Here is a 25850-nt window from a genome sequence, read left to right as displayed (position 1 = left end):
TAAATTAATTTAACCCAAAATCCCCGCATCATTATGTGATAACTTGAAATAAAATTCACGACTAAATTGTGATATTTGCGATTGAATAATAAGATTTTGACCCAATAGCAATTAGCTTAATAAATGGGTCTACTCAGGTTAAATGTTGACAGACGGACTCAACCGACAAGTCGCTAGTTAAAGCACTCCGGCATGGCAAGCAAACCTGTGTTCTAATGGGGTTTAATTAAACCGCGCTGCTAAATTGAAATCAGCGCTAGCGATTTAATCAATTTTGTAACAAGCTAAGACGGCGTTTGCCCTGAAAACATGCCGAAACACAATAATAAAGATAAGTGAGCTTACAAATGGAATGGCAACTACTTTTTTCTCTGGCAATCATTCATAGCGTTGCCCTAATGAGCCCTGGCCCTGACTTTGCCTTAGTGGTCAAATTGGCCAGTCAACAACAGCGTCAAGTTGCTATTGCCGGTGCCGTGGGAATTGCTTTAGCTATCCTGATCCACTGCATACTAAGCTTGACGGGGATCAGTATTGTCATTCAAAGTTCGCCAGTATTGTTTATTTGTGTGCAGCTTGCAGGCGCAACCTATTTAGGGTGGATGGGGCTATCAGCAGTCAAAGGGGCAACGGCTCAATGGCGGGCTAAGCAACAACTCACTCATCTTGATAATCAGCAGCCACAGCTAAGCCGAAGCCAAGGTTTTCTGCAGGGCTTATACACCAACCTACTCAACCCTAAAGCCTTAGTTTTCTTTATTACCTTATTTTCAGCCATGATAACGCCGCAAACTCAGCTATTAACTAAAGTTTCCGCCGCATTATTGTTACTCGTGCTGTCACTGGCTTGGTTTTGTATTATTGCGCTTTTCTTATCACGTCCCAACATTCAGCAAAAATTACTGAATGCCAGCGCCCTGATAAACCTGTTAACAGGGGCACTGTTTATTATTGCATCCAGTGTCATCATCATCTCATTGGCCACGTCATTAACATAGCAACCACGCCAACGTAGTACTAACGCCAGTCTGCGATTTTGCCGTTAACTCAACAAGATTGACGTTGTGACATAGAAATAGATGAGCAATCCAGTAATATCAACCAAGGTAGTGATAGCGGGGCTTGCTACTACCGCAGGGTCTTGCTTTAACACTTGCGCCATCAGTGGCAGCGCAGCGCCAATCACCGTAGCCGAAATTACCTGTAAAAATAAGGCGAGGCCGATTGCAAACGCCACTAGAGAAAATGTTAGGTTTTCGGGCAATTCAATACCATACGACAACAGATAAACTTTTGATGCGGTTAGCAAGCCCAAGCACGCGCCGATGAACAATGAAATACGCAGCTCTTTCCACAAAACATGTAACCATTGAGAGAGCTTTAACTCACCCAATGCCAGTGCTCGAACAATGACCGTGGCCGCTTGACTACCCGAATTGCCGCCAGTATCGGCCACCATAGGCATATACAAGGCTAAAATGGTCAATGCCATAATGGCATCATCATAGCTTTGAATTACCATACCTGAGGTAATGCCCACCACAGCGAGGCCCAAGATCCAGTAAATGCGCTTACTGATATGGGAAAATACCGACGTTTCTAAATAAGTGCCACCTAGCGCATCGGCCTGAATCCCCATCATTTTTTCTACATCTTCAGTTTGCTCTCGCTGCATAACCGAGATGGCTTGCTGGCTATTGAAAAAGCCGACCGGACGGCCATAACTATCAATCAGTGGCAAGCAGTCAATACTAGACTGACTCAATAAAGTTACAGCTTGCTCTTGATCTAAACTGACATGATAGGCCGGTACCCGCTGCATCAGACTCGCAATAGAACTGCTATGATCTTCGCCAGCTAAACGCGCCAGTTCCAACACACCGAGATATTGGCCATCGCTATCAGTAAGGAAGCAGCTAGAATGGGTATAATTTTGCGTTTGCAACAAAGCCAATACATCACCAACCACCATGCCATCCACCAACGGCATTGAATAGCCACCGGACATCACCGCAATAACGGGTTCGGTTTGGCTTAATGCGATGGTCAGATCGGCATAGATATCCTCACTGATGGCTGCGCGCAATACTTTGCGTTGTTTAACGGATAACGGCGCAATGAGCTGATAACTTTTTGCCAAACTACACTGTGCAAGCACTTGCTTTTGCTGCTGCGAATTCATTTTCAACAAGCTTGTGCCGCTCAGAGTCGTATCGAGTTCTGATCCTAAAGCCAGCGAATTGGCTGTGTGCGTAATCGACAAACCTTGCTCACAAGGTAGTGCAATATTGGACATAAATCGTCCTCCCTAATTTTCTCGGGTTTAACGTATCGCTAAGTAAAATAAGGGGCGTGGGAGAAGCGGTTTATAAAAAAACAGATGGGCGAGCGAATATCAATGAGTTGCTGTCCTTCTCCACGCCGCACATACTAGGAGGGTAATCAATTTCCATGTTTATCTCCTGATGTAGGGGTGAATGAAAAGGCACAAGTCACCTATGGGCGAGTGAGTACCAACTAAAGATTTTGAATAAGCTTTGTTTTTGCACGAGCTTTTTGCTGAATGAGCTCAGTTATCGCCGCGCATTATAGGTGGGCATATAGGCAAGTCAATTAACAGACTAAATAATCTTGAAAAATAATAGTTTGACTACAGGCAGAACACCTTGTGCAAACATCAACACCAGATGTATTAACACCTTAATCGAACTGTCACAGCCAGTCATGAACGACTGCAACAGTTCAAAAAACAAGATTAAACTAGCCTAGCTGATGCTGGCTAATCATATAATCAAGTCCAGATGTAATGGCAGTAACTTGAGCAGCAATACAGTTTTCATCATCAACTAACGGGCTGTCTGGGTAGACTTCAGTAGTGGTATTGTACTGAGCATCAGAAAACCCGGTACAGAGGCTCAGCGCTTTAGTGGCGTAATTAATCACCCCAAACTGACTGACGTCGACTCCAATCAACTTGTCATTGTCATCAGCAGGCGCAATATGAGTGACATGTGATACCGCCTTGATAATGGCCTGTTGAAAATCATCACAGGGATTTTCACTATCACCCACTAAATAAAAACCATCGGGTATGTTCCAATTGGTATGCGCTACCGCATCCCTCGCGGCTAACGCTGGGCGAAACTCACTATTATCGGTGTCAGTGGTTTCATGCAGGTCAATATGGGCAATCAAATCAATCCCCAAACTGGCAACCATGGCCATCAAAGCTGCTGACTCTGGCGCGGGGCTATTAACCATAAAAGAGCGATTAGGATCAACAGCATTGGGGTTCCAACGATTGATGGTCTCGTAACCCCAAGGACTGACACAAGGCGCCACTACAAAATTAAACTGTGGATAATGGGCAATTTGAGTTTCTAGAAAACGAATCGCTCCTTGTACGCCGCTTGTCTCATACCCGTGTACGCCCCCGGTGACTAACACAGTAGGTTTAGCTTGATCCCACGCCCGAGTTTTAACCACAAACAGTGGGTAATTGCGTTCATTGTATGGCAACTCTCCATACTGACTAACAACCAAGCTATCGGGCAGTACATCGAGCTTCGCCACAACTTCTTGCTGATAACTGCGTTTAATGCTTTGTTTGCTTAGCCATAATGTACGTTCATCCTTGCCCCATTTCTGCCCTACGCTACCGATCCCATAGGCTGAGCTTTGCTTGTCTGTCGTCATGCTGATCCTTTCAATTACTATTTTTACAGGCAGCGTAAGAAAAGCCTCAGGTATTTGCAATGCAAATTTACTCAAGTATTAGTGCTACGCTATACCAATTGGTGTTTTTCTAAACGATATAAAAAGGCTTTGTAGCTTAGCCCTAGCAATTTCGCCGCTTTAGTCCGGTTGCCATCATGCCTGTCCATCGCTTGCTGTAGGCAATGCTTCTCAAAGCTTTCCCACTCGATGCCCTCATCAGGCAACACAAATTGCGACTGACTGATTGCCGGAGCACAACTATTGAGCTCGGCAATCATCTCCTGTTCATCGGCAAGTAACACAAAACGCTCGATGCGATTAGCCAGTTCTCGCACATTTCCTGGCCATGGGTGATCTAACAGGACTTTTAATGTTTTCGCTGTCAGCTTAGGCGCTGTAACGCCGTATTGTTTTGCGTGTAAGCAAAGGAAGTGTTCAACAAGCCGACCGATATCTTCACGGCGCTGACGCAATGCAGGCATGTGAATCGGCACCACATTGAGCCGATAATACAAATCTTCACGAAAACGCCCCGCCGCAACTTCAGCCTGTAAGTCTCGATGAGTTGCGGCAATCACCCGCACGTCGAGTGTCATTTCAGTATTTTGCCCAATGCGAGATACAACGCCTTCTTGTAAAAAGCGTAATAGTTTAGTTTGTTGTAGTAAGGGCAGCTCACCAATTTCGTCCAGAAACAAGGTGCCGCCGTCAGCGGCTTCTAATTTACCGATTTTTAGCGTGTTAGCGCCGGTGTAGGCACCTTTTTCAGCGCCAAACAATTCAGCTTCAGCTAACGACTCTGGAATTGCGCCACAATTAATAGTGACAAAGGGTTTATTATGGCGCTCTGATAACTGATACAAGGCTCTGGCGGCTAACTCTTTGCCTGTACCGCTCTCACCACCAATGAGCACGGTGGCGTCGGTTGCACTGATGCGCTGGACCCGGGTATAAACTTTTTGCATACACGGCGCTTTACCCACTAAGCCAACCAGTTGTTGCTGCTCTGCCAGCGCTGAGGTTAACTGCCGGTTTTGCTGCTTTAACTGGGTAGATTTAGCCACTTTATCGATGGCTAACAGTAACGTCTGTCTTTGATAAGGCTTGGCCAAGTAATCATCTGCGCCAGCTTGCATTGCATCAACAGCATGGGTAATCGTGCCGTATGCTGTAGCAATAATAAAACCGATATCAGGGTAGTGAGTGCGTACATAACGCAGCAAATCCATCCCCGTAAGTTGACCGAGCTTCCAATCGGAAAATATCAAATCCGGCGTTTGCTGCTTTAAACTGACAATCGCATCTTCGACACTGGCTGCACTCGTCACCCTGTGCTCCTGCGCTGCTAACATCTGCACAATCAGTTTACGTTGTGCCGGTTCATCCTCCACCACTAAGATGGATATCGGACTATTTTGAGTCATGCCTACTTCCTTTTAAGATGCTGTGATTGCGCGAGCAAAAGTAATTGTGGCTAGCGTACCGCCACCTTCATTGTCTCGGTAATCGATGCTGCCGCCATAATGACCTCGTAGCAGCCGTTGAGCAATGTATAGCCCCATCCCTGAGCCTTCTGCTTTAGAGGTAACATGAGGCTGAAATAGCTTTTGCTTGATAGCTTGGTCGATCCCCTGGCCTGTATCTCTAACTTGAATGACTTGAAACTGTGCTGACTGGGATAGCGTTACAGTCACCGACCCTTTCTCTTCAGTTGCTTCAACTGCATTAATCAACACTGCATGGATGATACTACGTAGCTCGGCTTCGGCACCTAAAATGGGCGACAATGTTTGCTCACTTTGTTGTTCAAACTCGATGTCAGGTTTGATGCCGCTAACAGCAAGTTCAAGCATAATATCTTGCACGATTGCACCTAGCGGTACCGGCGTGTCGCGCCTAATTTCACTACTCGATAATGTGAGTAGTGACTGGATACTCTTATCCATTAGACTAATTTTCTGTTGGATTTGTACCAGCATCTGCTGTGATTCGTCCGCATTATTGGCATGAGATGCAGCCTCGGATAGCAAGCCCACTGTATGCAGCGGATTACGTAAACTATGTGCAATACCTCTGGTGACTTCGCCAAGCTCAGCAAGCTGCTTCTGCTCGGCCATCTGCTGCTCTTTATTACTCAAATCCGCCAGCTTAGTGCTCATTTTATTGAAACCATGCAAAATAGATTTAAGTTCTTTAACCCCCTGCTCTTTGACTTGAAACCCAAGCTTTCCTTGCCCAAGCTTCTGATGCCCTTGTGCCAATTTACTTAGCGGCGCACTAATATAATGGCTTAGAAAGTACACCATAATGAGTGCCAACACCGAGGTGATACCAATCATCAACAGGGTAATATTAGTTAGCTTGTTTAACTGCTCTGTGGCGCCGCTGTTAGGGACAGAAATAGCACGAGTGACATTAATCTGGTGAGATGTAGGCGAGTCAGGCAGCTTGATAATTTCCACGTTGCCGTTTTCCAACCACGATTGGGTATCGAGGTGAACCTCGCTAACCGCTTGGTTGAGTTTCGCCTGATAGTTGGCTGCTGCTTGGCGTTTTGCTTGCACAATCCGTAATTGTTGGTCTTTTATCAGCTCTTTTTCATAAACTTCGATCTGCCGTAAATGTTGCTTAAGCCGCTGCTCTTTATCCACTAGTTGCTGCTTAACAGCTTTATCTTCCTGCACTGAGCGAGCGGTCTGCCTTTGGATCTCTAATGCAGCAATTTCTCTGCTAATATCACCTACTTCTCGGCCTATCTCAGCAATTTCCATATCAAAGTCTTGATGTAACGCTTCCATCTCTTGATGTATCTGCTCTTCAACCTGCTGCTCATCAAATTCATCAAACTCCACCACCAGTTCTTGCTCACTGGCAATACTATTAATCAGAACTCGCACTAGGTCCTTAGATAGAGCCTCCGAACTACTACTTAGTTCTGCCTGCAACTGTGCCTTAAAGTAATGGGTTACAAAAAGCTGACTTACCGCTAAAACAATAATTAGCGTACCAAACAATATGAAAAGATAACGTTTTATCGACATAGCACTCTCTGTTAACCCGCAAAAATCAATTTAATCTTAAACCGCACACCTAAATCATGAGCTCACAACTAGCATTTGCTCCAACCACAGACTTATTTAAGGCAATTCACCGGAACACGCCAAACGTCATTTAGCTAAAAGGCCTGCAATTGACGACTTAAACTATTCATTTACAAGAAACATACCAGATCAAGAACACTAGGAAATCAGTACCTTACACTTAGCTAGTCACCAAGTTATTTCCCCATATCAGGAATACCTAACCTGATTTGCGACAATACTCAGCGCTTCTATAGCACAAGCAACAGCCAGAATTAAAACAAGCACCTGTTTTAACGCAAAAATATAACATTGGCATGGGTTTCGCTGTAACAAGATGGCGCCGATAGGTCATTACCTACGGCCAATGATAAGACGACACATGAATAACTTTTGATAAGGACGCCCTATGAAACTCAGCCATCTTTTGACATTAACAAGCCTAATGTTTAGCGGTATTGTTGCCCATAACTTACATGCTGCTCCAACCCAATTACAACAAGCACATACCCAAAAAACCATTAGCACTGAGATCCATCAAGATGAAAATGAACTCACCAATGTTAAAATCAATATTGATGGCGAATCACAACAATACACCTTCACACCGGCAGAGATACAAGATACTGAGGGCTTAAAACAGAAACTCGCTGATCTCGATGAAAAACAGCGCAAAGCGCTTATAGCAACCTTACAGTCTGCGCCCCATCGTGGACAGTACAAGCACATTATTACTGCACCAACATTAACGCCAGAAATGAAGCTCAAGCTACGCGATTTAAAACAGCAAATGGCTGATAAAGAAGCCAAAATGGCGGTCATTGTTAAGCGCTTCGAGTCAGATGCACAAGCGATGGAAAGCCAAAGCGCAGCGATGGAAGCTAAAGCGCGAGAAATTGAAGTTTACTTTGAGCAACATGGTGACCAATTACACCAACAAATAGAAGTGATATCCGATGAAATGGTCGAACTTGCTGAGCAAATTGTTGAAATAGAAGTCGGCGATCTTGATATCGATATCCAAGACCTCACGGCAGACAAAGTATTGGTCTATCACAGTGATAAACATCAAATCGATAAACAACAGTTGTTAGATATCATTTCGCACGCCGACATTTCCGATGCCCAAAAACAGCAGATCCAGCAACTGTTAGACAGCGATGACTAAGAGCTGGCCAACTCGCAATCAGCCGCCTTACTGGTGGACTGATTGCGTAAACTCTGCACTCAAGTTCAAATAAATACAGAAAACCTGACAGAATTTTCCTAAGTTGTGAACACACCTATAGTATGCACCTTTGAAATTACAGTAAGCTCTATGCACTAATTTTCTGGGGGGGAATGATTATGTGGTGGCGCACACTCATCGTATTTTTAGCTTTTGTATTAATTGGCGCACATTTTATGCGTTTTGGCCAAAACCTGATTGCTGCATCCTTTGCACTAGCACCCATATTACTATTAATTAAGCATCCTTTTATCAACCATTTATTAAGTGCAACCTTAGTCATTTGTGCAATATTGGTTTGGGGACTGAGTGGCTATGATTATGTACAAATGCGCATAGCGATGGATGCCCCTTGGCTAAGGCTAGCCGCAATAATGAGCGCTGTAGCACTGTTTACCCTAAGCGCTGCCTTTTGTTCGCAGGGTATCGCCAAACTACGTTTACTACGCTCAAAAAGCCAATTTCACTAGTGCTGCCAAGCACAGCGCGCTAGGTTAGATTCAAATTAAACAGGCAGCGGTGAGACGCTGCCGGAGTGATACCACTGCTCTCCATTTCGATTACTACGCAATTTATTCGACAATTTAGCTTTTTACCCAAGTGATTCAGCCAAGATTAAGTTTTGTTTAGCTACACTTTTCACATCAAACAAACTGATGTTAGTTGGCAACGTTTCGATAACTAGCTAAACTGAACAAAATAATTTTGTAGGCAATAAATGATGAGAATTCTGGTAGTTGAAGACGATCCTATCCTTTCACACCACTTAAAAGTGCAGCTCAGTGAATTAGGCAATCAAGTTCAGGTTGCACTGACCGCAAAAGAAGGGTTCTATCAAGCTACCAATTACCCTATTGATATCGCAATTGTCGATTTGGGTCTACCGGACGAAGATGGCATTAGTTTGATCCAAAATCTCAGAAACGAAGGCCTCAAAGCGCCGATTCTCATTCTCACTGCGCGTGTTAACTGGCAAGACAAAGTTGAAGGCCTCAATGCCGGCGCCGATGACTACCTAGTTAAGCCTTTCCAAAAAGAGGAATTAGTCGCCAGACTTGATGCCCTAGTGAGGCGTAGCGCCGGATTTGTTAAACCACAAATCACCAGCGGCCCATTAGAGCTCGACCTTGCAGCGAAGCAAGTGTCCCTCGATGGACAACCCATGGAAGTCACAGCGTTTGAATACTTAATATTGGAATACCTGATGCGTCACTGCCATGAAGTCGTCGCTAAACAACGCTTACTTGATGTCATTTATGGCGATAAAGAGGGCGATCCCAATACTATTGAGGTAATGGTGAGCCGCTTACGTAAAAAGCTCACTAAAGGTGGCCTAGAAAACCCAATTGCCACTATTCGTGGTCAGGGCTATAAATTCAACCTGCCATGCAGTTAAAATTTCTTAAGCCTAAGAAACGTCTGCTCACGCGGATGTTTCTCACCTCGCTATCTATCATAGCCCTAGTCGGCTTTGGTCTAGCATGGCTAGTTAATATCCTACATGCGCAAAACAATTATAACGAAGAAACCGCCCAGCTAATTGCGGAAATCCCTAAAGTTGCTGCAGAGCTACGTGAACACGATCTCATCCCAGATACCAGCTCATGGCTTGATGATAACAACACTGAAGAGAAATACGTTATTGCCAGTTGTGACGATAACTTCAAGCAGGTATGGACATCTTCTTTAGCAGTCGACAAAGGCTTATTTGATACTTGTGAGCGCTTTGATGCTATCCGCAATGATTCGCCGCCCTACTACCTCAACCTCGCGGATGACCGCGGCTACTTTGTTTACCTTTTAGCGGTGGAGATTGCCCACAATCAATATAACTTGTTGGTAATGAAAGACGCTGAGAAGCTCGAAAAAGAGCTCGACAAATTCAGCCGCTTGACCTACATCCGTTTAGCAATGGTACTCGCATTAGCGTTAGTGTTATTGATCAGTGCCGGTTATTGGGGAATGCGACCGCTCAACCGGATGCGCAACGAATTAGAAAACGTCAGTAGTGGCAAAACTAAAGCCTTGTCGGAAAACTATCCAGTTGAGTTAGAAGGTGTAACCCAAGCTTTAAACCAGCTGTTAGTACAATCAAGTGCACAGCAGCAACGCTACCAAAATGCCATGAACGATTTGGCCCACAGCTTAAAAACCCGGTTAGCCGCTGTCCACGCGTTAACCGATGACAATGAGCTGAGCCGTCAAGCATCAAACGAGAAGATCATGGAACAGGTGAGTCAAATGGATCAGCTGGTCAAATATCAACTCAAACGTGCCATGTTAGGTCGTAAAGGACTCAAGCAGGAACAAACGTTAGTGGCACCACTTATTGAGCAATTGTCGTCGATGTTGTTTAAGGTTTACCGTGATAAAACCGTCGAGTTTAGTGCCAATATTCCTAAGGAGCATGTGTTCCCTGGCGACAAAGGTGACTTAATGGAGTTATGTGGCAACCTGATGGAAAACGCATTTAAGATGTGTATCAGTCAAGTCCGTGTCAGCGCCACATACAATGATCATGGTGAGTTTGAGCTTATTGTTGAAGATGACGGTCCTGGCGTCGATGAAAGTATCCGCCAAAAAATCATCGAACGTGGGGTGAGAGCCGACACCCAAAAAGCCGGTCAAGGTATTGGCCTTGCGGTATGTAACGAAATAGTCTCTAGCTACAATGGCAAATTGATTATTGGCACCTCAAAATTAGAAGGTGCCTCATTCAAAATTACCATCCCTATTTAGCGACTTGCTGATATAACTGCTCGGCACGATTAAACATGATCCAAGAGGTGGCGATATATTTATCGCCACTAATTGGAACATTGCCTCTATGGCTATGGGTAAAGCCAGCAGGGGCGATCACCATGGTGCCTTTTTTCGGTTTAAGCTTACGCTGTTGATAGTAAAACTCAGTTTCGCCACCCTCTGTGACATCATTGAGGTAAAACATATACAGCACCACTCGGTGCAGCGCTTCGTTATGCCCAATCTGTGGAAACTGCTCCGAATGCCAGTGCGGGTAACCGCCCTCTCCTTGCAGATAGTGTTGCACATTAATTGAGCCAGAACGATACAGGTATTTAACTAAGGCTTCTGCTCGCGGTAAGCCTTCAGACTCAAAATTATCAGGTGATAAGGTCACCGGCAGCCCATCTTGCCCGGCAACTTGAACCGCAACGCCGCCCATCAAAGCCAATGCATATTTGGAGAAATATTGGGTAGCATGCTGTAAGGTATATCCGAGCAGCTCATCTCTGATAGGCAATAAATCTTGATAATTATCTAGCATAATATCCGTGCTATGCTTCTTAGATTTATCCACCCCATGACCCGTCTGCCCAGGTTGCGAACCGCTATGATTTGCTACGATAGCCATCAGGCGATCGCATAAATCATCGGGAATGGCATTGGGATATGCTTCAATAAAGTCCATTGTGAGTGTATGTCTGATTAATTTATAATCCTTCTATGCTGACATATCAGTTAAGTAATTGTAAAGCCAGTAAGTTCATATAGAATAGTGATAACAAAAACGCAGACCCCTTAGCTATGAAAAAAAGTCGTAAAGTGATGGTAAATCAACTTCAAGTCGGTAACTTCGTCAGGTTACCTGTGTCTTGGAAAGATCATCCGTTTCTGTTTAGTTCGTTCAAGTTAAAACAACAAGCCCAGATCGAACTTATACGTAAGCTAGGGATAGAGCATGTATTTGTAGATATTGATAAAAGTGAAACAGATCCATTAACGCCAGAGGTGGCGAGTAGCAAACCCCAACCTAAAGTCGACACAGACTTGGCGTCACTTACTGAAGAGATGCAGAAGTCTAAGATAGAAAAAATCGATCAGCTAAAAAAGATGCGTCGCGATCTACAAAAAACTCAGCAAGAATTTGACCGCTCCATCGCCAAAATGCGCAATCTGATTAACAAGCTCAGAAGCCGGCCATTAAATGCCATAGAAGATGGCAAAGAACTCATCCACGACATCAGTAATCAATTACTCAACGCCGACAATCTAGTGTTGCACCTAATGGATGAGGCCAAAAATGACGATGGGATTTACTATCATTCACTCAATGTATCCATTTTGTCGATGATCATGGCGAAAGAATTGGGCTGGGAGCGTAATGAAATAGAACTAGTCGGTTTAGGCGCGCTTTTTCACGACACAGGAAAGCTGAAAGTGCCCGCGCAATTAATGCGTAAAAAAACACCGCTAACACCGCCTGAAATCAATTTTATGAAGCAACACCCGATTATGGGTGCCGAACTGCTTAAATTAGCCGATACTTTTCCAGAGCAAGCGCAGTCCATTGTCCTAAACCATCATGAATATCTCGACGGTTCGGGCTACCCTAAAGGCTTAAAGAAAGACTCGCTCAGTAAACTTGACCAATTGGTCACTGCAATTAATCTTTACGACACGCTCTGTCACCCAGAAGGACGCAACAAAGCGAAAACCCCCTATGCAGCCCTCGGGTTTATATATAAAAACTATAAAGAAAAACTCAATCAAGAAGTGGTAGGCAAGCTGATAAAAATGCTGGGTATTTATCCCCCTGGCAGTATTGTCGAGCTATCTTCAGGCCAATTTGCCATGGTCATGGCCGTCAATCTAGATAAAATTTTACTGCCTCGAATTATGGTTTACGACAATTTAGTTCCCAAAGAGCAAGCCCCAATCGTTGATCTAGAAGATGAAAAATTAACCATTGTTAAATGTATCCCGCCTGCCGCACTACCTGAAAAAGTGATGCAATACCTAAACCCACGAGAAAGAGTAAGCTACTTCTTTGGAGCTAATGGAAAGAAATAGCCCAGTTTGAAGACGCTATTTGGTGTAAAAAACTAGCAAGAAACTTGCTCAAAACCGATCCCTTGTCTAGGTTGAATCTATCGGCCATACAAATTAGGGATAGGTCAATGACTCAGTTACCAGACTTTGACAAGCTCCTGTGGCTTGCACAAAACGACCCTAACCATCTAGATAAACTGCAAAAGTTAGTATGCGAAGAAGCGATAGAATCTTGTGATGAAGGCAATCGCGCTCAATTGCTGTCGACCCAACATCACTTAGAACAGCAACTGGCGCGCTGCACTAATCCTTATCACCGCTGTAATACTGCAATGGCTGTCATGCATGAGAAATTTTTGGTATTGAATCAAGCAATGAGCGACCCGCAAAAATTCAGACAAACCAAAGCTGATGTCATCCCATTTGCGATTAACGAGCGCTAATTAAATAGCGCATCGGCAAGTCGCTACAACCAACCTTTACGTCTAAAAAATAGATAAGTGCCTGCTGCACTGCCCAACATCATCAAAATCGCCATGGGGTACCCTAATTGCCATTCGAGCTCAGGCATATTAGCGAAGTTCATTCCATAAGCACTGGCAATTACAGTTGGGGGAAGGAATATTACCGCTGCAACAGAGAAAATTTTAATAATCTTGTTTTGTTGCAAGCCACTAAAGCCCATAGCCGCATCCAGCAAAAAGTTTAATTTGTCGAAAATAAACTGGCTATGGGGCATCAAAGACTCGATATCAGACAGCATTTCGCGCAGGTCTTTTAGGTTATCTTCGCTAAGCTCTTGGCGGTAATAACGCTGCATGTAGCGCAAAGAGCGCTGTGTATCGAGCAGACTAAGGCGAATTTTACCGTTTGAATCTTCCTGCAGAGTAATAAGTTTAAATACGTCATCCAACTCATTATTGTCAAAAACCTGCTCGCTTACCCCATCGACAACTGAATAAATATCTTCAATTAAATCTGACAGATAATCTACTTTTAGGTTAAACAAAGCCAGTAATAAACCTTGAGGTGTAGCGCTATCGATTCGCCCTAAGCGCAAATAGTTACGCAATAGGCGGATCAGGCCTAAGTCATCTTCTCGGATCGTAACTAAATAATTTTTACGCAGGTTAAAAGAGACGTTAACGCTCTTGATATCTTGACCCGCACGCTGAGGAAAAAGCGAGTTAATATGCAAACCATCTTTGTTTTGATAAAAACGAGCCGAAGCTTCAATCTCGTTAATATCGTCCTCTTCTGGCACTTCTTCAACGGAGTAACGGCTTAACCACTCTCGTTCATCATCATCGGGTTTATACAGATCCAACCACAAGGTGTTAGCCGGTACCGTATCTTTTATATCAAGTTCGACAATAGACAATTTACGTGTCTGGTATACATAAGCTGTGATCATGAAGCCTCCTGAAAAAACACCATGAGCAAAATTTGCTGAACTCAGGCGCAGGGTGAAAACGCTGTCATTCTACCTGATACACAAGTATTGAAAAGATGAAACCTTGAATTAATGAATAAAACTACTGTTGTGGCTGTTTAGCGATCACTATACGCTCTTGATTTGACAGGCGAATACTTAAACCATCAATCGTGGTTATCTGATTCTGACCAATATCTTTCTTATGAACTTTATAGACAGTTTCATTACCATCTAGTGGCGAAACTATGGTGACATGAATAACTTGATTGCCATCTTGCCAATTCCAGTACCAGTAACCGCCACTGGCTAACAGAGATACGGTAATGATGCCAAAAAGCACATACCGCATCACCATACGCTGGCCTATATTGGCGGTAGATTGGCCTCGGCTATCAGCAGTTTTGGGTCGGCGTATATAAAAAAAAGCCCCAGCAATGACCAGTAAAGTCACTAGAATCTTGGTTAACACATTACGCCCTCACAGTTATTTGCTAGTCAGTATAACCACTTCAGTCCAAAAAAACTGTTAAAGCCGTCCAGCATTAGCGATTGAGTATCAAATTATAATCGTGTCGACATAATCTAGATATTTTCACTGATTTAAAGCTAGATCACGTCAAGTAGTGGTAGCAGAGCTAAACTAATGCTATAAAAAACTACGCTTCTTTATTTGGACAGTCGATGACAAAAAATCCTACTTTGCTTAAGCAAACCCTACCTGGTTTTACCTTACTACTTGCCACCCTGGCACATACACCAGCATGGGCTGAAGCCATTATTAGTTTCCCTAGCAATACCGAAGTATTGGTGGCCAATGGCGAAGCGAATACCGCAACCACCTTGACGCTAGCCAATGGTACACAACAAATTTTATTCAAACATATAGACAGCTATCGAGACTTTGGTGATAAGAAACGCTTTACATCTGAAGCCATCGTGCTCACCTTTACCGCTAGTGATGGTCGCTATGAAGTTGAATTACCTAACATCAACTCCAATCGTGGAGCAGATAACTTCAATAGAAGCCCTAGGCTAACCATCACAGATGAGCAAAGTAATGAGGTTAAGTTTAAAATTGATGTGCTAAAAAAAGACGGATTACAACTCGGCCGTAACTATGTCGAAGAGATCCACCTTTACAATGGTTATGCACCGGAGCCAAAAGCCCCGCCCAAAACCGCACCTGCAGCGGTCGCGGCTGTTCCAGCAACCTCAGCGGCTGCAACCTCCAGCCCCAGTGCCGCAAAAGCGGTAACAACTCCTGTTAGCGATACAACAGCAGTCAATACTGATCAAATCAATGTCGGCCAAATGCTAGACTTTTGGTATAGCCAAGCTGATGAGCAAACCCGAAAAGCATTTAAGCAAAGAATCGAAAATCAGTAATTAAAACCAGCCAACATCAAACCCGCCACACGGCGGGTTTGCCCCCTATAGCGAACGCACTTAAGCCACTAATACTTATACCAATCAGTATAAGGATTTGAACTACTCTCTTCGTTCGCGCAGCGAACACAGGGGGGCGAAGAGGCCCTGCCTTGAATGCTGCGCATTCAAGGGCTTTGAAGCGTGAGTAACTTGTTACGAAGCTGGAGGCAAGGCTCACGGCCTTTCCTTGGCATCCATGCCATCAAGGCATTTGTTAATCCTAAACATCAGATTTGCCGAATACCAGAACGCATGGACGCAGTTTCTGGCCAAGCTCAGCGGCGGGGTGACGTGGGGGCGAAGAAGCCCTGCTTTGGATGCATCGCATTCAAGGGCTTTGAAGCGCGAGTAACTTGTTACGAAGCTGGAGGCGAGGCACACGGAAGTGCCGAATGCCAGAAACGCATGGACGCAGTTTCTGGCCAAGCTCAGCGGCGGGGTGACGTAGGGAGTAGGCATTGCACTCACGTGCTTAAGTGGATAAGCCACCTGATAGAAATACTGACTCATTCGAGCCATTAGCTAACCTATTTTATTATGCTCCAAACGCAAAAAAGCCACCTTAATAAGGTGGCTTCTTCACTTAAATAGGCGTCTGGAAATGACCTACTCTCACATGGGGAGACCCCACACTACCATCGGCGCAATTGCGTTTCACTTCTGAGTTCGGGATGGGATCAGGTGGGACCACAATGCTATGGTTTCCAGACAAATTAGGTACAATTTAGAAAGCTAATTATTTATGCCCTATTCAGGCTAAGTCCACTTCAATCAAGTGTTTGTATTCTTCTGCAAGTTTCACCACCAGTAAAACCCATTAGGGTTGTATGGTTAAGCCTCACGAGTCATTAGTACATGTTAGCTCAACGCCTCACAACGCTTACACACCATGCCTATCAACGTCCTAGTCTCGAACGGCTCTTTAGAGGAATTAAATTCCTAGGGATGACTCATCTTAGGACTCGCTTCCCGCTTAGATGCTTTCAGCGGTTATCGATTCCGAACGTAGCTACCGGGCAATGCTATTGGCATAACAACCCGAACACCAGCGGTTCGTCCACTCCGGTCCTCTCGTACTAGGAGCAGCTTCCTTCAATCATCCAACGCCCACGGCAGATAGGGACCGAACTGTCTCACGACGTTCTGAACCCAGCTCGCGTACCACTTTAAATGGCGAACAGCCATACCCTTGGGACCGACTTCAGCCCCAGGATGTGATGAGCCGACATCGAGGTGCCAAACACCGCCGTCGATATGAACTCTTGGGCGGTATCAGCCTGTTATCCCCGGAGTACCTTTTATCCGTTGAGCGATGGCCCTTCCATTCAGAACCACCGGATCACTATGACCTGCTTTCGCACCTGCTCGACGTGTATGTCTCGCAGTTAAGCTGGCTTATGCCATTGCACTAACCGTACGATGTCCGACCGTACTTAGCCAACCTTCGTGCTCCTCCGTTACTCTTTGGGAGGAGACCGCCCCAGTCAAACTACCCACCAGGCACTGTCCTCAACCCCGATTCAGGGGCCAGAGTTAGAACATCAACACTACAAGGGTGGTATTTCAAGGTTGACTCCACAAGAACTGGCGTTCCTGCTTCAAAGTCTCCCACCTATCCTACACATGTAGGGTCAATGTTCAGTGCCAAGCTATAGTAAAGGTTCACGGGGTCTTTCCGTCTAGCCGCGGGTATACGGCATCTTCACCGCAATTTCAACTTCACTGAGTCTCGGCTGGAGACAGCGTGGCCATCATTACGCCATTCGTGCAGGTCGGAACTTACCCGACAAGGAATTTCGCTACCTTAGGACCGTTATAGTTACGGCCGCCGTTTACCGGGGCTTCGATCATGAGCTTCTCCGAAGATAACCCAATCAATTAACCTTCCGGCACCGGGCAGGCGTCATACCGTATACGTCATCTTGCGATTTTGCACAGTACTGTGTTTTTGATAAACAGTTGCAGCCACCTGGTATCTGCGACTGCCGTCAGCTTAGGGAGCAAGTCCCATCACCAACAGCAGCGTACCTTCTCCCGAAGTTACGGTACCATTTTGCCTAGTTCCTTCAGCCGAGTTCTCTCAAGCGCCTTGGTATTCTCTACCCGACCACCTGTGTCGGTTTGGGGTACGATTCCTACTAACCTGAAGCTTAGAAGATTTTCCTGGAAGCATGGCATCAACTACTTCAGTCCCTTAGGACCTCGTCATCAACTCTCAGTGTATGCGCACCCGGATTTGCCTAAGTGCACCACCTACAGCCTTAAACGCGGACAACCAACGCCGCGCTAGCCTAGCCTTCTCCGTCTCTCCATCGCAGTTAGCAGAAGTACGGGAATATTAACCCGTTTCCCATCGACTACGCCTTTCGGCCTCGCCTTAGGGGTCGACTCACCCTGCCCCGATTAACGTTGGACAGGAACCCTTGGTCTTTCGGCGAGGGAGTTTTTCACTCCCTTTATCGTTACTCATGTCAGCATTCGCACTTCTGATACGTCCAGTGTGGGTTACCCCTTCACCTTCAACCGCTTACAGAACGCTCCTCTACCGCTCAATACAAAGTATTGAACCCATAGCTTCGGTGTATTGCTTAGCCCCGTTAAATCTTCCGCGCAGGCCGACTCGACTAGTGAGCTATTACGCTTTCTTTAAATGATGGCTGCTTCTAAGCCAACATCCTAGCTGTCTAAGCCTTCCCACATCGTTTCCCACTTAGCAATAACTTTGGGACCTTAGCTGATGGTCTGGGTTGTTTCCCTTTCCACGACGGACGTTAGCACCCGCCGTGTGTCTCCCGAGTAGTACTCATTGGTATTCGGAGTTTGCAAAGGGTTGGTAAGTCGGGATGACCCCCTAGCCTTAACAGTGCTCTACCCCCAATGGTATTCGCTCGAGGCGCTACCTAAATAGCTTTCGAGGAGAACCAGATATCTCCCGGTTTGATTGGCCTTTCACCCCCAGCCACAAGTCATCACCGCATTTTTCAACATACGTGTGTTCGGTCCTCCAGTTGATGTTACTCAACCTTCAACCTGCCCATGGCTAGATCACCGGGTTTCGGGTCTACACCTTGCAACTAAACGCGCAGTTAACACTCGGTTTCCCTACGGCTCCGCTATTCGCTTAACCTCGCTACAAAATGTAAGTCGCTGACCCATTATACAAAAGGTACGCAGTCACGGTCTCAAGGACCGCTCCCACTGCTTGTACGTATACGGTTTCAGGTTCTATTTCACTCCCCTCACAGGGGTTCTTTTCGCCTTTCCCTCACGGTACTGGTTCACTATCGGTCAGTCAGGAGTATTTAGCCTTGGAGGATGGTCCCCCCATGTTCAGACAAGATGTCACGTGTCCCGTCCTACTCGATTTCACGTAAAGTTAGTTTTCATGTACGGGGCTATCACCCTGTGCCGCTGTGCTTTCCAACACATTCCACTAACACCCTCTACGCTTAAGGGCTAATCCCCGTTCGCTCGCCGCTACTAGGGGAATCTCGGTTGATTTCTTTTCCTCCGGGTACTTAGATGTTTCAGTTCCCCGGGTTTGCCTCATAACGCTATGTATTCACGTTATGATACTCACTTATGTGAGTGGGTTTCCCCATTCGGACATCGTTAGCTCAAATGCTTGTTACTAGCTCGCCAACGCTTTTCGCAAGTTACTACGTCCTTCATCGCCTCTGACTGCCAAGGCATCCACCGTATACGCTTAGTCACTTAACCATACAACCCAAATAAGTTTCTTAATGAAACCAACGCCCAAGCGGGTAAGCTCGGTGGTTGTATTGCAACTAATGGTGTTTACTTTCGCCAAAAGAATACTCATGAACACCCACCTTACGGTGTGTATTCGGCACTTGATTAAAGTGTTTGAGAACTCAATTATAAATAATTTCGCATTAATGCTATAAACAACAACTTAACTTAAGTCATTGTCCCTTTCACATTAATACTATCAGCTTTCCAAATTGTTAAAGAACGACCTCCACGGATGGTGGAAGTGTCGAAAATCGTACGGAACGATTTCGACCGGGCTTAAAAAAGCCAAAGATAAATTCTGCATTTATCTTTGGCATCTCTATCCATGTGCATGACTTCAAGTAAAACAAGAAGTAAATGGTGGAGCTATGCGGGATCGAACCGCAGACCTCCTGCGTGCAAGGCAGGCGCTCTCCCAGCTGAGCTATAGCCCCATTTACATGCAGTCAAACAAAAATATCGAATACCAATTAGATTGGCTTGCCAATTCGTATGCTAATCAAGGCAGTTTAATGCGACGTTTAGCCTGCTAAACGAGTATTAAACTAACGAAGAGTAGAAAAGAATTGGTGGGTCAGAGTGGACTTGAACCACCGACCTCACCCTTATCAGGGGTGCGCTCTAACCAGCTGAGCTACAGACCCATTTCTTTTTGGTCTTTTAATCCTTACTCGGCGTTACTTTCTTCGTTTCTCAGTCATGTGCTAAAGCACACTCCCTGCGAGACTCATCAAGTGCCTTGATTAAGAATCAAAATCCTCAAAAATATCTTTCGATACTTTGCTCTTTCTTCTATCAAGTAATCTGTGTGAACACTCAACAAACATTAAGTTAGTCGTATAGGTAAGGAGGTGATCCAGCCCCAGGTTCCCCTAGGGCTACCTTGTTACGACTTCACCCCAGTCATGAACCACACCGTGGTAAACGCCCTCCCGAAGGTTAAGCTATCTACTTCTGGTGCAGCCCACTCCCATGGTGTGACGGGCGGTGTGTACAAGGCCCGGGAACGTATTCACCGTGGCATTCTGATCCACGATTACTAGCGATTCCGACTTCATGGAGTCGAGTTGCAGACTCCAATCCGGACTACGACGAGCTTTCTGGGATTAGCTTCACCTCGCGGCTTCGCAACCCTCTGTACTCGCCATTGTAGCACGTGTGTAGCCCTACTCGTAAGGGCCATGATGACTTGACGTCGTCCCCACCTTCCTCCGGTTTATCACCGGCAGTCTCCCTAAAGTTCCCACCATTACGTGCTGGCAAATAAGGATAAGGGTTGCGCTCGTTGCGGGACTTAACCCAACATTTCACAACACGAGCTGACGACAGCCATGCAGCACCTGTCTCAGAGTTCCCGAAGGCACTAAACCATCTCTGGTAAATTCTCTGGATGTCAAGAGTAGGTAAGGTTCTTCGCGTTGCATCGAATTAAACCACATGCTCCACCGCTTGTGCGGGCCCCCGTCAATTCATTTGAGTTTTAACCTTGCGGCCGTACTCCCCAGGCGGTCTACTTAATGCGTTAGCTTGAGAACCCAGTGTTCAAGACACCAAATTCCGAGTAGACATCGTTTACGGCGTGGACTACCAGGGTATCTAATCCTGTTTGCTCCCCACGCTTTCGTACCTGAGCGTCAGTCTTTGTCCAGGGGGCCGCCTTCGCCACCGGTATTCCTTCAGATCTCTACGCATTTCACCGCTACACCTGAAATTCTACCCCCCTCTACAAGACTCTAGTTTGCCAGTTCGAAATGCAGTTCCCAGGTTGAGCCCGGGGCTTTCACATCTCGCTTAACAAACCGCCTGCGTACGCTTTACGCCCAGTAATTCCGATTAACGCTTGCACCCCTCGTATTACCGCGGCTGCTGGCACGAAGTTAGCCGGTGCTTCTTCTGCGAGTAACGTCACAGCTAACGGGTATTAACCGTTAACCTTTCCTCCTCGCTGAAAGTGCTTTACAACCCGAAGGCCTTCTTCACACACGCGGCATGGCTGCATCAGGCTTTCGCCCATTGTGCAATATTCCCCACTGCTGCCTCCCGTAGGAGTCTGGGCCGTGTCTCAGTCCCAGTGTGGCTGATCATCCTCTCAGAACAGCTAGGGATCGTCGCCTTGGTGAGCTCTTACCTCACCAACAAGCTAATCCCACCTAGGTACATCCAATCGCGAAAGGTCCGAAGAGCCCCTCCTTTCCCCCGTAGGGCGTATGCGGTATTAGCAGTCGTTTCCAACTGTTATCCCCCTCGACTGGGCAGTTCCCTAGGCATTACTCACCCGTCCGCCGCTCGTCAGCAAAGAAAGCAAGCTTTCTTTCTGTTACCGCTCGACTTGCATGTGTTAGGCCTGCCGCCAGCGTTCAATCTGAGCCATGATCAAACTCTTCAATTAAAGTTTTTTGTTCGACTACGTCGAACGGCTCAATGGAATTCTACTGTTTTGAATTCACTTCGTTCATAAAGAAGTTGGTGAATTCAATAACTACATTTCTGTAATTACATATTGCTATGAACACTCACTATTTCTAGTAAAGAATCATTGAGTAAAATTTTTGATTACCTTCTTTACGAATAAAGAATGGTAATTTCGAATAACTCAACACCTGTGAGTGTCCACACAGATTACTTGATAAATTGTTAAAGAGCGTTAGCACATCTCGGTAGTTCCAAGTGGCTAGGGCTGCGTATTCTACTGATTGCGACTTAGTCGTCAACCCCTTTTTTGAGATTGTTTTAAAAAATCACATCAAAAGAGCAAAAATCGAACAATGACCCCATTTTTTAATCAAATTGTCATCATTTTTAGAAAAATGATCAGCATTAAATCGGTCATTTATGGCCAAAAGGCCGAAAGCGAACAAGTCAGTGTCGCTATAAACATGGCTAGCTTCCCAAGTTTATAGCCTACAATTTTAATAGCGAAGCTTTTTGGGCTGATTAAATCAATCGGTTGATAGCGTTGCTAGATAGGCAGGAACGTCAGCGATAGAGTCAACAACCACTGTAGCGGCTTTAATCGCATCTTCTGTTACTTCTTTACCGGTGCGGACTAAAATACGGTGCGGAATTCCTGCCGCTTGGGCAGCTAGCATGTCATCGCGTTTGTCGCCTACCATTGCCGACTGACCTAAATCGATTTTAAGGAACTGTGCAGCAGACAGCATCATACCCGGCTTAGGTTTCCGGCAATCACAATCAATCTTATAGTCGCCAGTCCCTTTTTCAGCATGGTGCGGACAATAATAGATACCATCGAGCTCAACGCCTTTATCAGCAAAGTTCCAATCCATCCATTCCGTTAAACTATGAAACTGCTCTTCGCTGTACATTCCACGGGCAATACCTGATTGGTTTGTCACAACAGCCAATAGATACCCCATTTTCTTGAGTTCAGCACAGGCTTCAAAGACACCTTCTATATATTCAAAGTCATCCACTTTATGGACATAACCATGATCTAGGTTGATAACTCCGTCTCTGTCTAAAAATACCGCTCGTTCCACAATAATCTCTCTTCGCTATGCAATGGTGGCTATTATTTCATTCATTAATTTAAATTGCACCGTCAACTTGCTATAAAGTGTGGAATCACGTGTAATGAATACAATATACCATAAAGATACATCCTGAACGCTAGGATGGATAACAACCAGTGGAGCCCTGACAATGTCAGACGTACATCAACAAAGAAGAGCAGCCGTTTTAGCTAAGCTGCCTAGCAATAGCATAGCGATTGTCGTTGGCTACCAACAAAAGGTAAGAAGTAAGAATATTAAGTATCATTTTCGACAAGACAATGACTTTCTATATCTAACTGGATTTGCAGAGCCCGATGCTGTTGCCGTACTAGAGAAAGAGAGTGGTCGCTACCACCTATTCTGCCGTCCTAAAGATCCAGCACAAGAAACAAGTTTTGGCACAAGAGCCGGGATTGAAGGTGCAAAATTACAATTTGGTGCTGACAATGCCTATGCTATTGATGAGCTAGAAAAGACACTTCCTTCGCTCATCAACAATTGTGACCATCTTTATATAAGTGATGAACTCGGGCGCTTTGATCAGCACTTAATCAAATGGTGCCGCCATCAACGTCACCATTCCGGTTTTGACATACCTAAACGCTATACGACTATCACACCTCTGGCATCAATAATTCATCCGATGCGAGTCGTAAAAGGCCCCGATGAGCTTGCACACATTCGCTCAGCAGTGACCGCATCAATAGCAGGGCACAATGCAGTTATGCGAGCCTGCAAACCGGGTATAAATGAACGTGAACTAGCCGCTTTGTTTGACTTTACCATCGCGCAGCACGGATGTAATGAAGTGGCTTACCCTAACATTGTTGCCGGTGGAAATAACGCTTGCTGCTTACATTATGAAGATAACTGCAGCCCGTTACAGCAAGGACAAATGCTACTCATTGATGCCGGTGGCGAATATCAGCATTATGCAGCCGATATCACTCGTAGTTACCCTGTCAATGGTCAATTCAGTGCAGCACAGAAGTCCATTTACAGTATCGTATTGTCAGCACTTGATGCCGCCATTGCCATGGTAAAACCTGGTACGCCTTGGCATCAACTGTATGATACTTGCATGCAGGTGATGGCCGAAGGTTTACTCAACATTGGCTTATTGGAAGGTGATTTAGATGAAATCATGGCCAAGGAGAGTTATAAACGCTTTACCGTACATAAAACCGGACATTGGCTAGGTATGGATGTACATGATGTCGGTCCTTACCACGACAGCGATGGCAAGTGGCGTACGTTGTCACAGGGCATGGTCTTTACGATAGAACCTGGTATTTATATCCCAACTGACGCACTGGATGTTCCGGTAGAGTACCGTGGTATGGGAATACGCATAGAAGATGACATCTTGGTTACCGATGAAGGGCACGAAAACTTATCTAAGTCTCTGCCACGCACAGTTGCTGAGATAGAATCATTAATGAATCCTCTATAGCTAACTATAATTAAGGCGAACCATCAACAGGTTAATGGTTCGCCTTTGCAATTATCAATTCTAATCAAACAATAGTATCAATTCTAATCAAATAATAGCCGTAGAATGCCTTTTTGCTGTAACTAACATTCACAAAAACTAGCGACCATAGCGCTCAATTCTATAGGGAGTTAAATCAATATCAGGCTGCTTACCTTGGATCTCTTGCTTTAGTAGTTTGGCTGTCACAGCAGACCATGTCAGCCCAAGATGCTGATGCCCAAATGAAAAGTAAACATTGCTATGTTTTGGACTCCGTCCGAGTACCGGCAAGCTATCAGGCAGAGACGGCCTAAACCCTAGCCAACGAATGCCATCTTCAACACTGGCTTGACTAAATAGTGCCGGCAGTAGCGCTTTAGCATGGGGTAATAGACAATCGGCTCGCGCCTCAACTAACGGCGCATCCAGCCCACCAAATTCTACTGTGCCTGCTAGGCGTGTGCCCTGCTCCATTGGCGTGATGATAAACTTACGATTGTATGACGCGACGGGCCTGGATAAACGGCTATGCTGCGGCATCATCAAATGATAACCCCGTTCGGTCTCCAGCGGCACATTATAACCGAGATGTTTGGCAAAAGGTTTAGACCAAGCGCCCGCGGCAACTAATAAGCTAGCGGCAAAGTGTCGATCGCCAGACTGCATAGTCAGCTCAACACCCGCGTTCGCAGTGGGCGTATTAACTGCCGCAACCGATTCAATCCGCATTTTGCCACCAGCCGCAACAAACTTTGCTGCTAAAGCCTGACACAAACGCATCGGATCTGCGCTATGGCCAACATCAGTAAAATACAGGGCATGGGTAATGTTATCACTTAAACTCGGCTCTAAAGCCCGTACTTGTGCACCATCGAGTAATTGTACGGCCACGCCTGCTTCGCTATAAGCACGGTATTGCGCCTCGACTTCTGTAAGTGGCGTACTTTCAAAGACCAACAAACTGCCATTGAGCGTTAGCAATTCTTCGCAGTCGCAATGGCGCACTAAGTCCTGCATTGCAGCAATTGCGGCTTTATTAAGCGCTGTGATCCCTTGCTGATTCTGCTTACGTTTGCTTGGCAGCATATTAACCAAGAATCGACAGAACCAAGGTAAAGCCTTGAAGAAGTAGCGTGGCTGAATGCGAAATGGCCCAAGGGGGTCAAGTAGCATTCCTGGTAACTTCAGCAGCATGGCAGGATCTGCCAACGGAAACATTTGCTCGGTGGCAAAGTGGCCGGCATTCCCCTGAGAGGCGCCGGCCCCTGGGCCCTCTTTATCAATAATGGTGACTTGATAACCCACTCGTTGCAGCTCTATAGCGGCAGCAAGGCCAACAATACCCGCACCTATAATGGTAATGCTTCCATCGCCTTTAACCATTTCATTGCGCTGTTGCGTCTCTAAACTCATGTTCACAATTCCT

General features: G+C 45.5%; 18 protein-coding genes, 2 tRNA genes and 3 rRNA genes. 9 read left to right on the top strand and 14 right to left on the bottom strand.

Annotation, left to right across the window (positions count from 1 at the left end; genetic code table 11):
* The first annotated feature begins 347 nt into the window (after positions 1-347).
* Positions 348-998, top strand: a complete 651-nt coding sequence (locus tag FLM48_RS08490; RefSeq protein WP_179024347.1) for a LysE family translocator — start codon at positions 348-350, stop codon at positions 996-998.
* A 44-nt stretch (positions 999-1042) separates the two neighbouring features.
* Here FLM48_RS08490 and FLM48_RS08485 read toward each other — a convergent pair whose 3' ends face one another.
* The 4 genes from FLM48_RS08485 to FLM48_RS08470 all read right to left on the bottom strand — a co-directional run bounded on the left by FLM48_RS08485 (position 1043) and on the right by FLM48_RS08470 (position 6758).
* On the bottom strand, positions 1043-2296 hold the full coding sequence (locus tag FLM48_RS08485; protein WP_179024346.1) for a magnesium transporter: 1254 nt from the start codon (positions 2294-2296) through the stop codon (positions 1043-1045).
* Positions 2297-2760: 464 nt separating this feature from the next.
* Positions 2761-3696 carry a M14 family metallocarboxypeptidase gene (locus tag FLM48_RS08480; RefSeq protein WP_179024345.1) on the bottom strand — a complete coding sequence of 312 codons (936 nt, stop codon included), beginning with the start codon at positions 3694-3696 and terminating at the stop codon, positions 2761-2763.
* 89 nt (positions 3697-3785) lie between these two features.
* Positions 3786-5141 carry a sigma-54 dependent transcriptional regulator gene (locus tag FLM48_RS08475; RefSeq protein ID WP_179024344.1) on the bottom strand — a complete coding sequence of 452 codons (1356 nt, stop codon included), beginning with the start codon at positions 5139-5141 and terminating at the stop codon, positions 3786-3788.
* A gap of 12 nt (positions 5142-5153) precedes the next feature.
* Positions 5154-6758, bottom strand: a complete 1605-nt coding sequence (locus FLM48_RS08470; RefSeq protein ID WP_179024343.1) for a PAS domain-containing sensor histidine kinase — start codon at positions 6756-6758, stop codon at positions 5154-5156.
* 448 nt (positions 6759-7206) lie between these two features.
* On the opposite strand from FLM48_RS08470, the gene FLM48_RS08465 reads away from it, so the two are divergent.
* The 4 genes from FLM48_RS08465 to FLM48_RS08450 all read left to right on the top strand — a co-directional run bounded on the left by FLM48_RS08465 (position 7207) and on the right by FLM48_RS08450 (position 10764).
* Positions 7207-7965: a hypothetical protein gene (locus tag FLM48_RS08465; RefSeq protein ID WP_028773840.1), complete on the top strand. Its 759-nt coding sequence runs from the start codon at positions 7207-7209 to the stop codon at positions 7963-7965.
* A 179-nt stretch (positions 7966-8144) separates the two neighbouring features.
* Positions 8145-8495: a hypothetical protein gene (locus FLM48_RS08460; protein ID WP_028773841.1), complete on the top strand. Its 351-nt coding sequence runs from the start codon at positions 8145-8147 to the stop codon at positions 8493-8495.
* A 251-nt stretch (positions 8496-8746) separates the two neighbouring features.
* Positions 8747-9421 (top strand): response regulator, encoded by a 675-nt coding sequence (locus FLM48_RS08455; RefSeq protein WP_179026314.1) that lies wholly within the window; start codon positions 8747-8749, stop codon positions 9419-9421.
* Positions 9412-10764, top strand: a complete 1353-nt coding sequence (locus FLM48_RS08450) for a sensor histidine kinase (protein WP_028773843.1) — start codon at positions 9412-9414, stop codon at positions 10762-10764. Before FLM48_RS08455 ends, FLM48_RS08450 begins: the two co-directional genes overlap by 10 nt.
* Here the strand turns inward: FLM48_RS08450 and FLM48_RS08445 are convergent.
* Positions 10757-11455, bottom strand: coding sequence for a 2OG-Fe(II) oxygenase (locus tag FLM48_RS08445; RefSeq protein WP_179024342.1), 699 nt, complete (start codon positions 11453-11455; stop codon positions 10757-10759). The genes FLM48_RS08450 and FLM48_RS08445 overlap by 8 nt on opposite strands.
* A 116-nt stretch (positions 11456-11571) precedes the next feature.
* Here FLM48_RS08445 and FLM48_RS08440 point away from each other — a divergent pair, with 116 nt between their 5' ends.
* Positions 11572-12837, top strand: a complete 1266-nt coding sequence (locus FLM48_RS08440) for a DUF3391 domain-containing protein (protein ID WP_179024341.1) — start codon at positions 11572-11574, stop codon at positions 12835-12837.
* Between the two features lie 107 nt (positions 12838-12944).
* Positions 12945-13259 carry a DUF3135 domain-containing protein gene (locus FLM48_RS08435; RefSeq protein WP_028773846.1) on the top strand — a complete coding sequence of 105 codons (315 nt, stop codon included), beginning with the start codon at positions 12945-12947 and terminating at the stop codon, positions 13257-13259.
* Between the two features lie 23 nt (positions 13260-13282).
* Here FLM48_RS08435 and corA read toward each other — a convergent pair whose 3' ends face one another.
* Together corA and FLM48_RS08425 are read right to left on the bottom strand one after the other, a co-directional pair.
* Positions 13283-14230 carry a magnesium/cobalt transporter CorA gene (corA, locus tag FLM48_RS08430; protein WP_179024340.1) on the bottom strand — a complete coding sequence of 316 codons (948 nt, stop codon included), beginning with the start codon at positions 14228-14230 and terminating at the stop codon, positions 13283-13285.
* Positions 14231-14351: 121 nt separating this feature from the next.
* Positions 14352-14720, bottom strand: coding sequence for a hypothetical protein (locus FLM48_RS08425; RefSeq protein WP_179024339.1), 369 nt, complete (start codon positions 14718-14720; stop codon positions 14352-14354).
* A 212-nt stretch (positions 14721-14932) separates the two neighbouring features.
* On the opposite strand from FLM48_RS08425, the gene FLM48_RS08420 reads away from it, so the two are divergent.
* Entirely contained in the window at positions 14933-15637 is a 705-nt protein-coding gene (locus tag FLM48_RS08420; RefSeq protein WP_179024338.1) for a DUF2057 domain-containing protein, read from the top strand.
* Between the two features lie 635 nt (positions 15638-16272).
* On the opposite strand, the gene rrf is transcribed toward FLM48_RS08420, so the two are convergent.
* The 6 genes from rrf to gmhB all read right to left on the bottom strand — a co-directional run bounded on the left by rrf (position 16273) and on the right by gmhB (position 22935).
* Positions 16273-16388, bottom strand: a 5S ribosomal RNA gene (rrf, locus tag FLM48_RS08415).
* Between the two features lie 118 nt (positions 16389-16506).
* Positions 16507-19399 (bottom strand): 23S ribosomal RNA (locus tag FLM48_RS08410).
* Positions 19400-19793: 394 nt separating this feature from the next.
* Positions 19794-19869: transfer RNA gene (locus FLM48_RS08405), tRNA-Ala, on the bottom strand.
* A gap of 133 nt (positions 19870-20002) precedes the next feature.
* Positions 20003-20079, bottom strand: a tRNA-Ile gene (locus FLM48_RS08400).
* Positions 20080-20279: 200 nt separating this feature from the next.
* A 16S ribosomal RNA gene (locus tag FLM48_RS08395) occupies positions 20280-21824 on the bottom strand.
* Together the 16S, 23S and 5S rRNA genes with 2 tRNA genes alongside form the textbook arrangement of a ribosomal RNA operon.
* 550 nt (positions 21825-22374) lie before the next feature.
* Positions 22375-22935: a D-glycero-beta-D-manno-heptose 1,7-bisphosphate 7-phosphatase gene (gene gmhB / locus FLM48_RS08390; RefSeq protein WP_179024337.1), complete on the bottom strand. Its 561-nt coding sequence runs from the start codon at positions 22933-22935 to the stop codon at positions 22375-22377.
* 163 nt (positions 22936-23098) lie between these two features.
* Between gmhB and FLM48_RS08385 the strand changes: the two genes are divergently transcribed.
* Positions 23099-24403 carry an aminopeptidase P N-terminal domain-containing protein gene (locus FLM48_RS08385; protein ID WP_179024336.1) on the top strand — a complete coding sequence of 435 codons (1305 nt, stop codon included), beginning with the start codon at positions 23099-23101 and terminating at the stop codon, positions 24401-24403.
* A 138-nt stretch (positions 24404-24541) separates the two neighbouring features.
* Here FLM48_RS08385 and FLM48_RS08380 read toward each other — a convergent pair whose 3' ends face one another.
* Positions 24542-25837, bottom strand: a complete 1296-nt coding sequence (locus tag FLM48_RS08380) for an FAD-binding oxidoreductase (RefSeq protein ID WP_256871090.1) — start codon at positions 25835-25837, stop codon at positions 24542-24544.
* Positions 25838-25850 lie beyond the last annotated feature (13 nt).

Source organism: Shewanella sp. Scap07, assembly GCF_013394145.1.
GTDB classification, from domain to species: Bacteria; Pseudomonadota; Gammaproteobacteria; order Enterobacterales; family Shewanellaceae; genus Shewanella; species Shewanella waksmanii.
Note: the sequence above shows the minus strand (reverse complement) of the source record. Positions and strands in the feature narration are given on the sequence as shown.

Bases quoted from the DNA above. Each gene is read 5' to 3' on its own strand.
- FLM48_RS08450 (WP_028773843.1), top strand. From the start codon at position 9,412: ATGCAGTTAAAATTTCTTAAGCCTAAGAAACGTCTGCTCACGCGGATG.
- FLM48_RS08420 (WP_179024338.1), top strand. From the start codon at position 14,933: ATGACAAAAAATCCTACTTTGCTTAAGCAAACCCTACCTGGTTTTACC.
- FLM48_RS08490 (WP_179024347.1), top strand. From the start codon at position 348: ATGGAATGGCAACTACTTTTTTCTCTGGCAATCATTCATAGCGTTGCC.
- FLM48_RS08485 (WP_179024346.1), bottom strand. From the start codon at position 2,296: ATGTCCAATATTGCACTACCTTGTGAGCAAGGTTTGTCGATTACGCAC.
- FLM48_RS08475 (WP_179024344.1), bottom strand. From the start codon at position 5,141: ATGACTCAAAATAGTCCGATATCCATCTTAGTGGTGGAGGATGAACCG.
- corA (WP_179024340.1), bottom strand. From the start codon at position 14,230: ATGATCACAGCTTATGTATACCAGACACGTAAATTGTCTATTGTCGAA.
- FLM48_RS08380 (WP_256871090.1), bottom strand. From the start codon at position 25,837: ATGAGTTTAGAGACGCAACAGCGCAATGAAATGGTTAAAGGCGATGGA.
- FLM48_RS08455 (WP_179026314.1), top strand. From the start codon at position 8,747: ATGAGAATTCTGGTAGTTGAAGACGATCCTATCCTTTCACACCACTTA.
- FLM48_RS08460 (WP_028773841.1), top strand. From the start codon at position 8,145: ATGTGGTGGCGCACACTCATCGTATTTTTAGCTTTTGTATTAATTGGC.
- FLM48_RS08470 (WP_179024343.1), bottom strand. From the start codon at position 6,758: ATGTCGATAAAACGTTATCTTTTCATATTGTTTGGTACGCTAATTATT.
- FLM48_RS08480 (WP_179024345.1), bottom strand. From the start codon at position 3,696: ATGACGACAGACAAGCAAAGCTCAGCCTATGGGATCGGTAGCGTAGGG.
- FLM48_RS08385 (WP_179024336.1), top strand. From the start codon at position 23,099: ATGTCAGACGTACATCAACAAAGAAGAGCAGCCGTTTTAGCTAAGCTG.
- FLM48_RS08465 (WP_028773840.1), top strand. From the start codon at position 7,207: ATGAAACTCAGCCATCTTTTGACATTAACAAGCCTAATGTTTAGCGGT.
- FLM48_RS08445 (WP_179024342.1), bottom strand. From the start codon at position 11,455: ATGGACTTTATTGAAGCATATCCCAATGCCATTCCCGATGATTTATGC.
- FLM48_RS08440 (WP_179024341.1), top strand. From the start codon at position 11,572: ATGAAAAAAAGTCGTAAAGTGATGGTAAATCAACTTCAAGTCGGTAAC.
- FLM48_RS08435 (WP_028773846.1), top strand. From the start codon at position 12,945: ATGACTCAGTTACCAGACTTTGACAAGCTCCTGTGGCTTGCACAAAAC.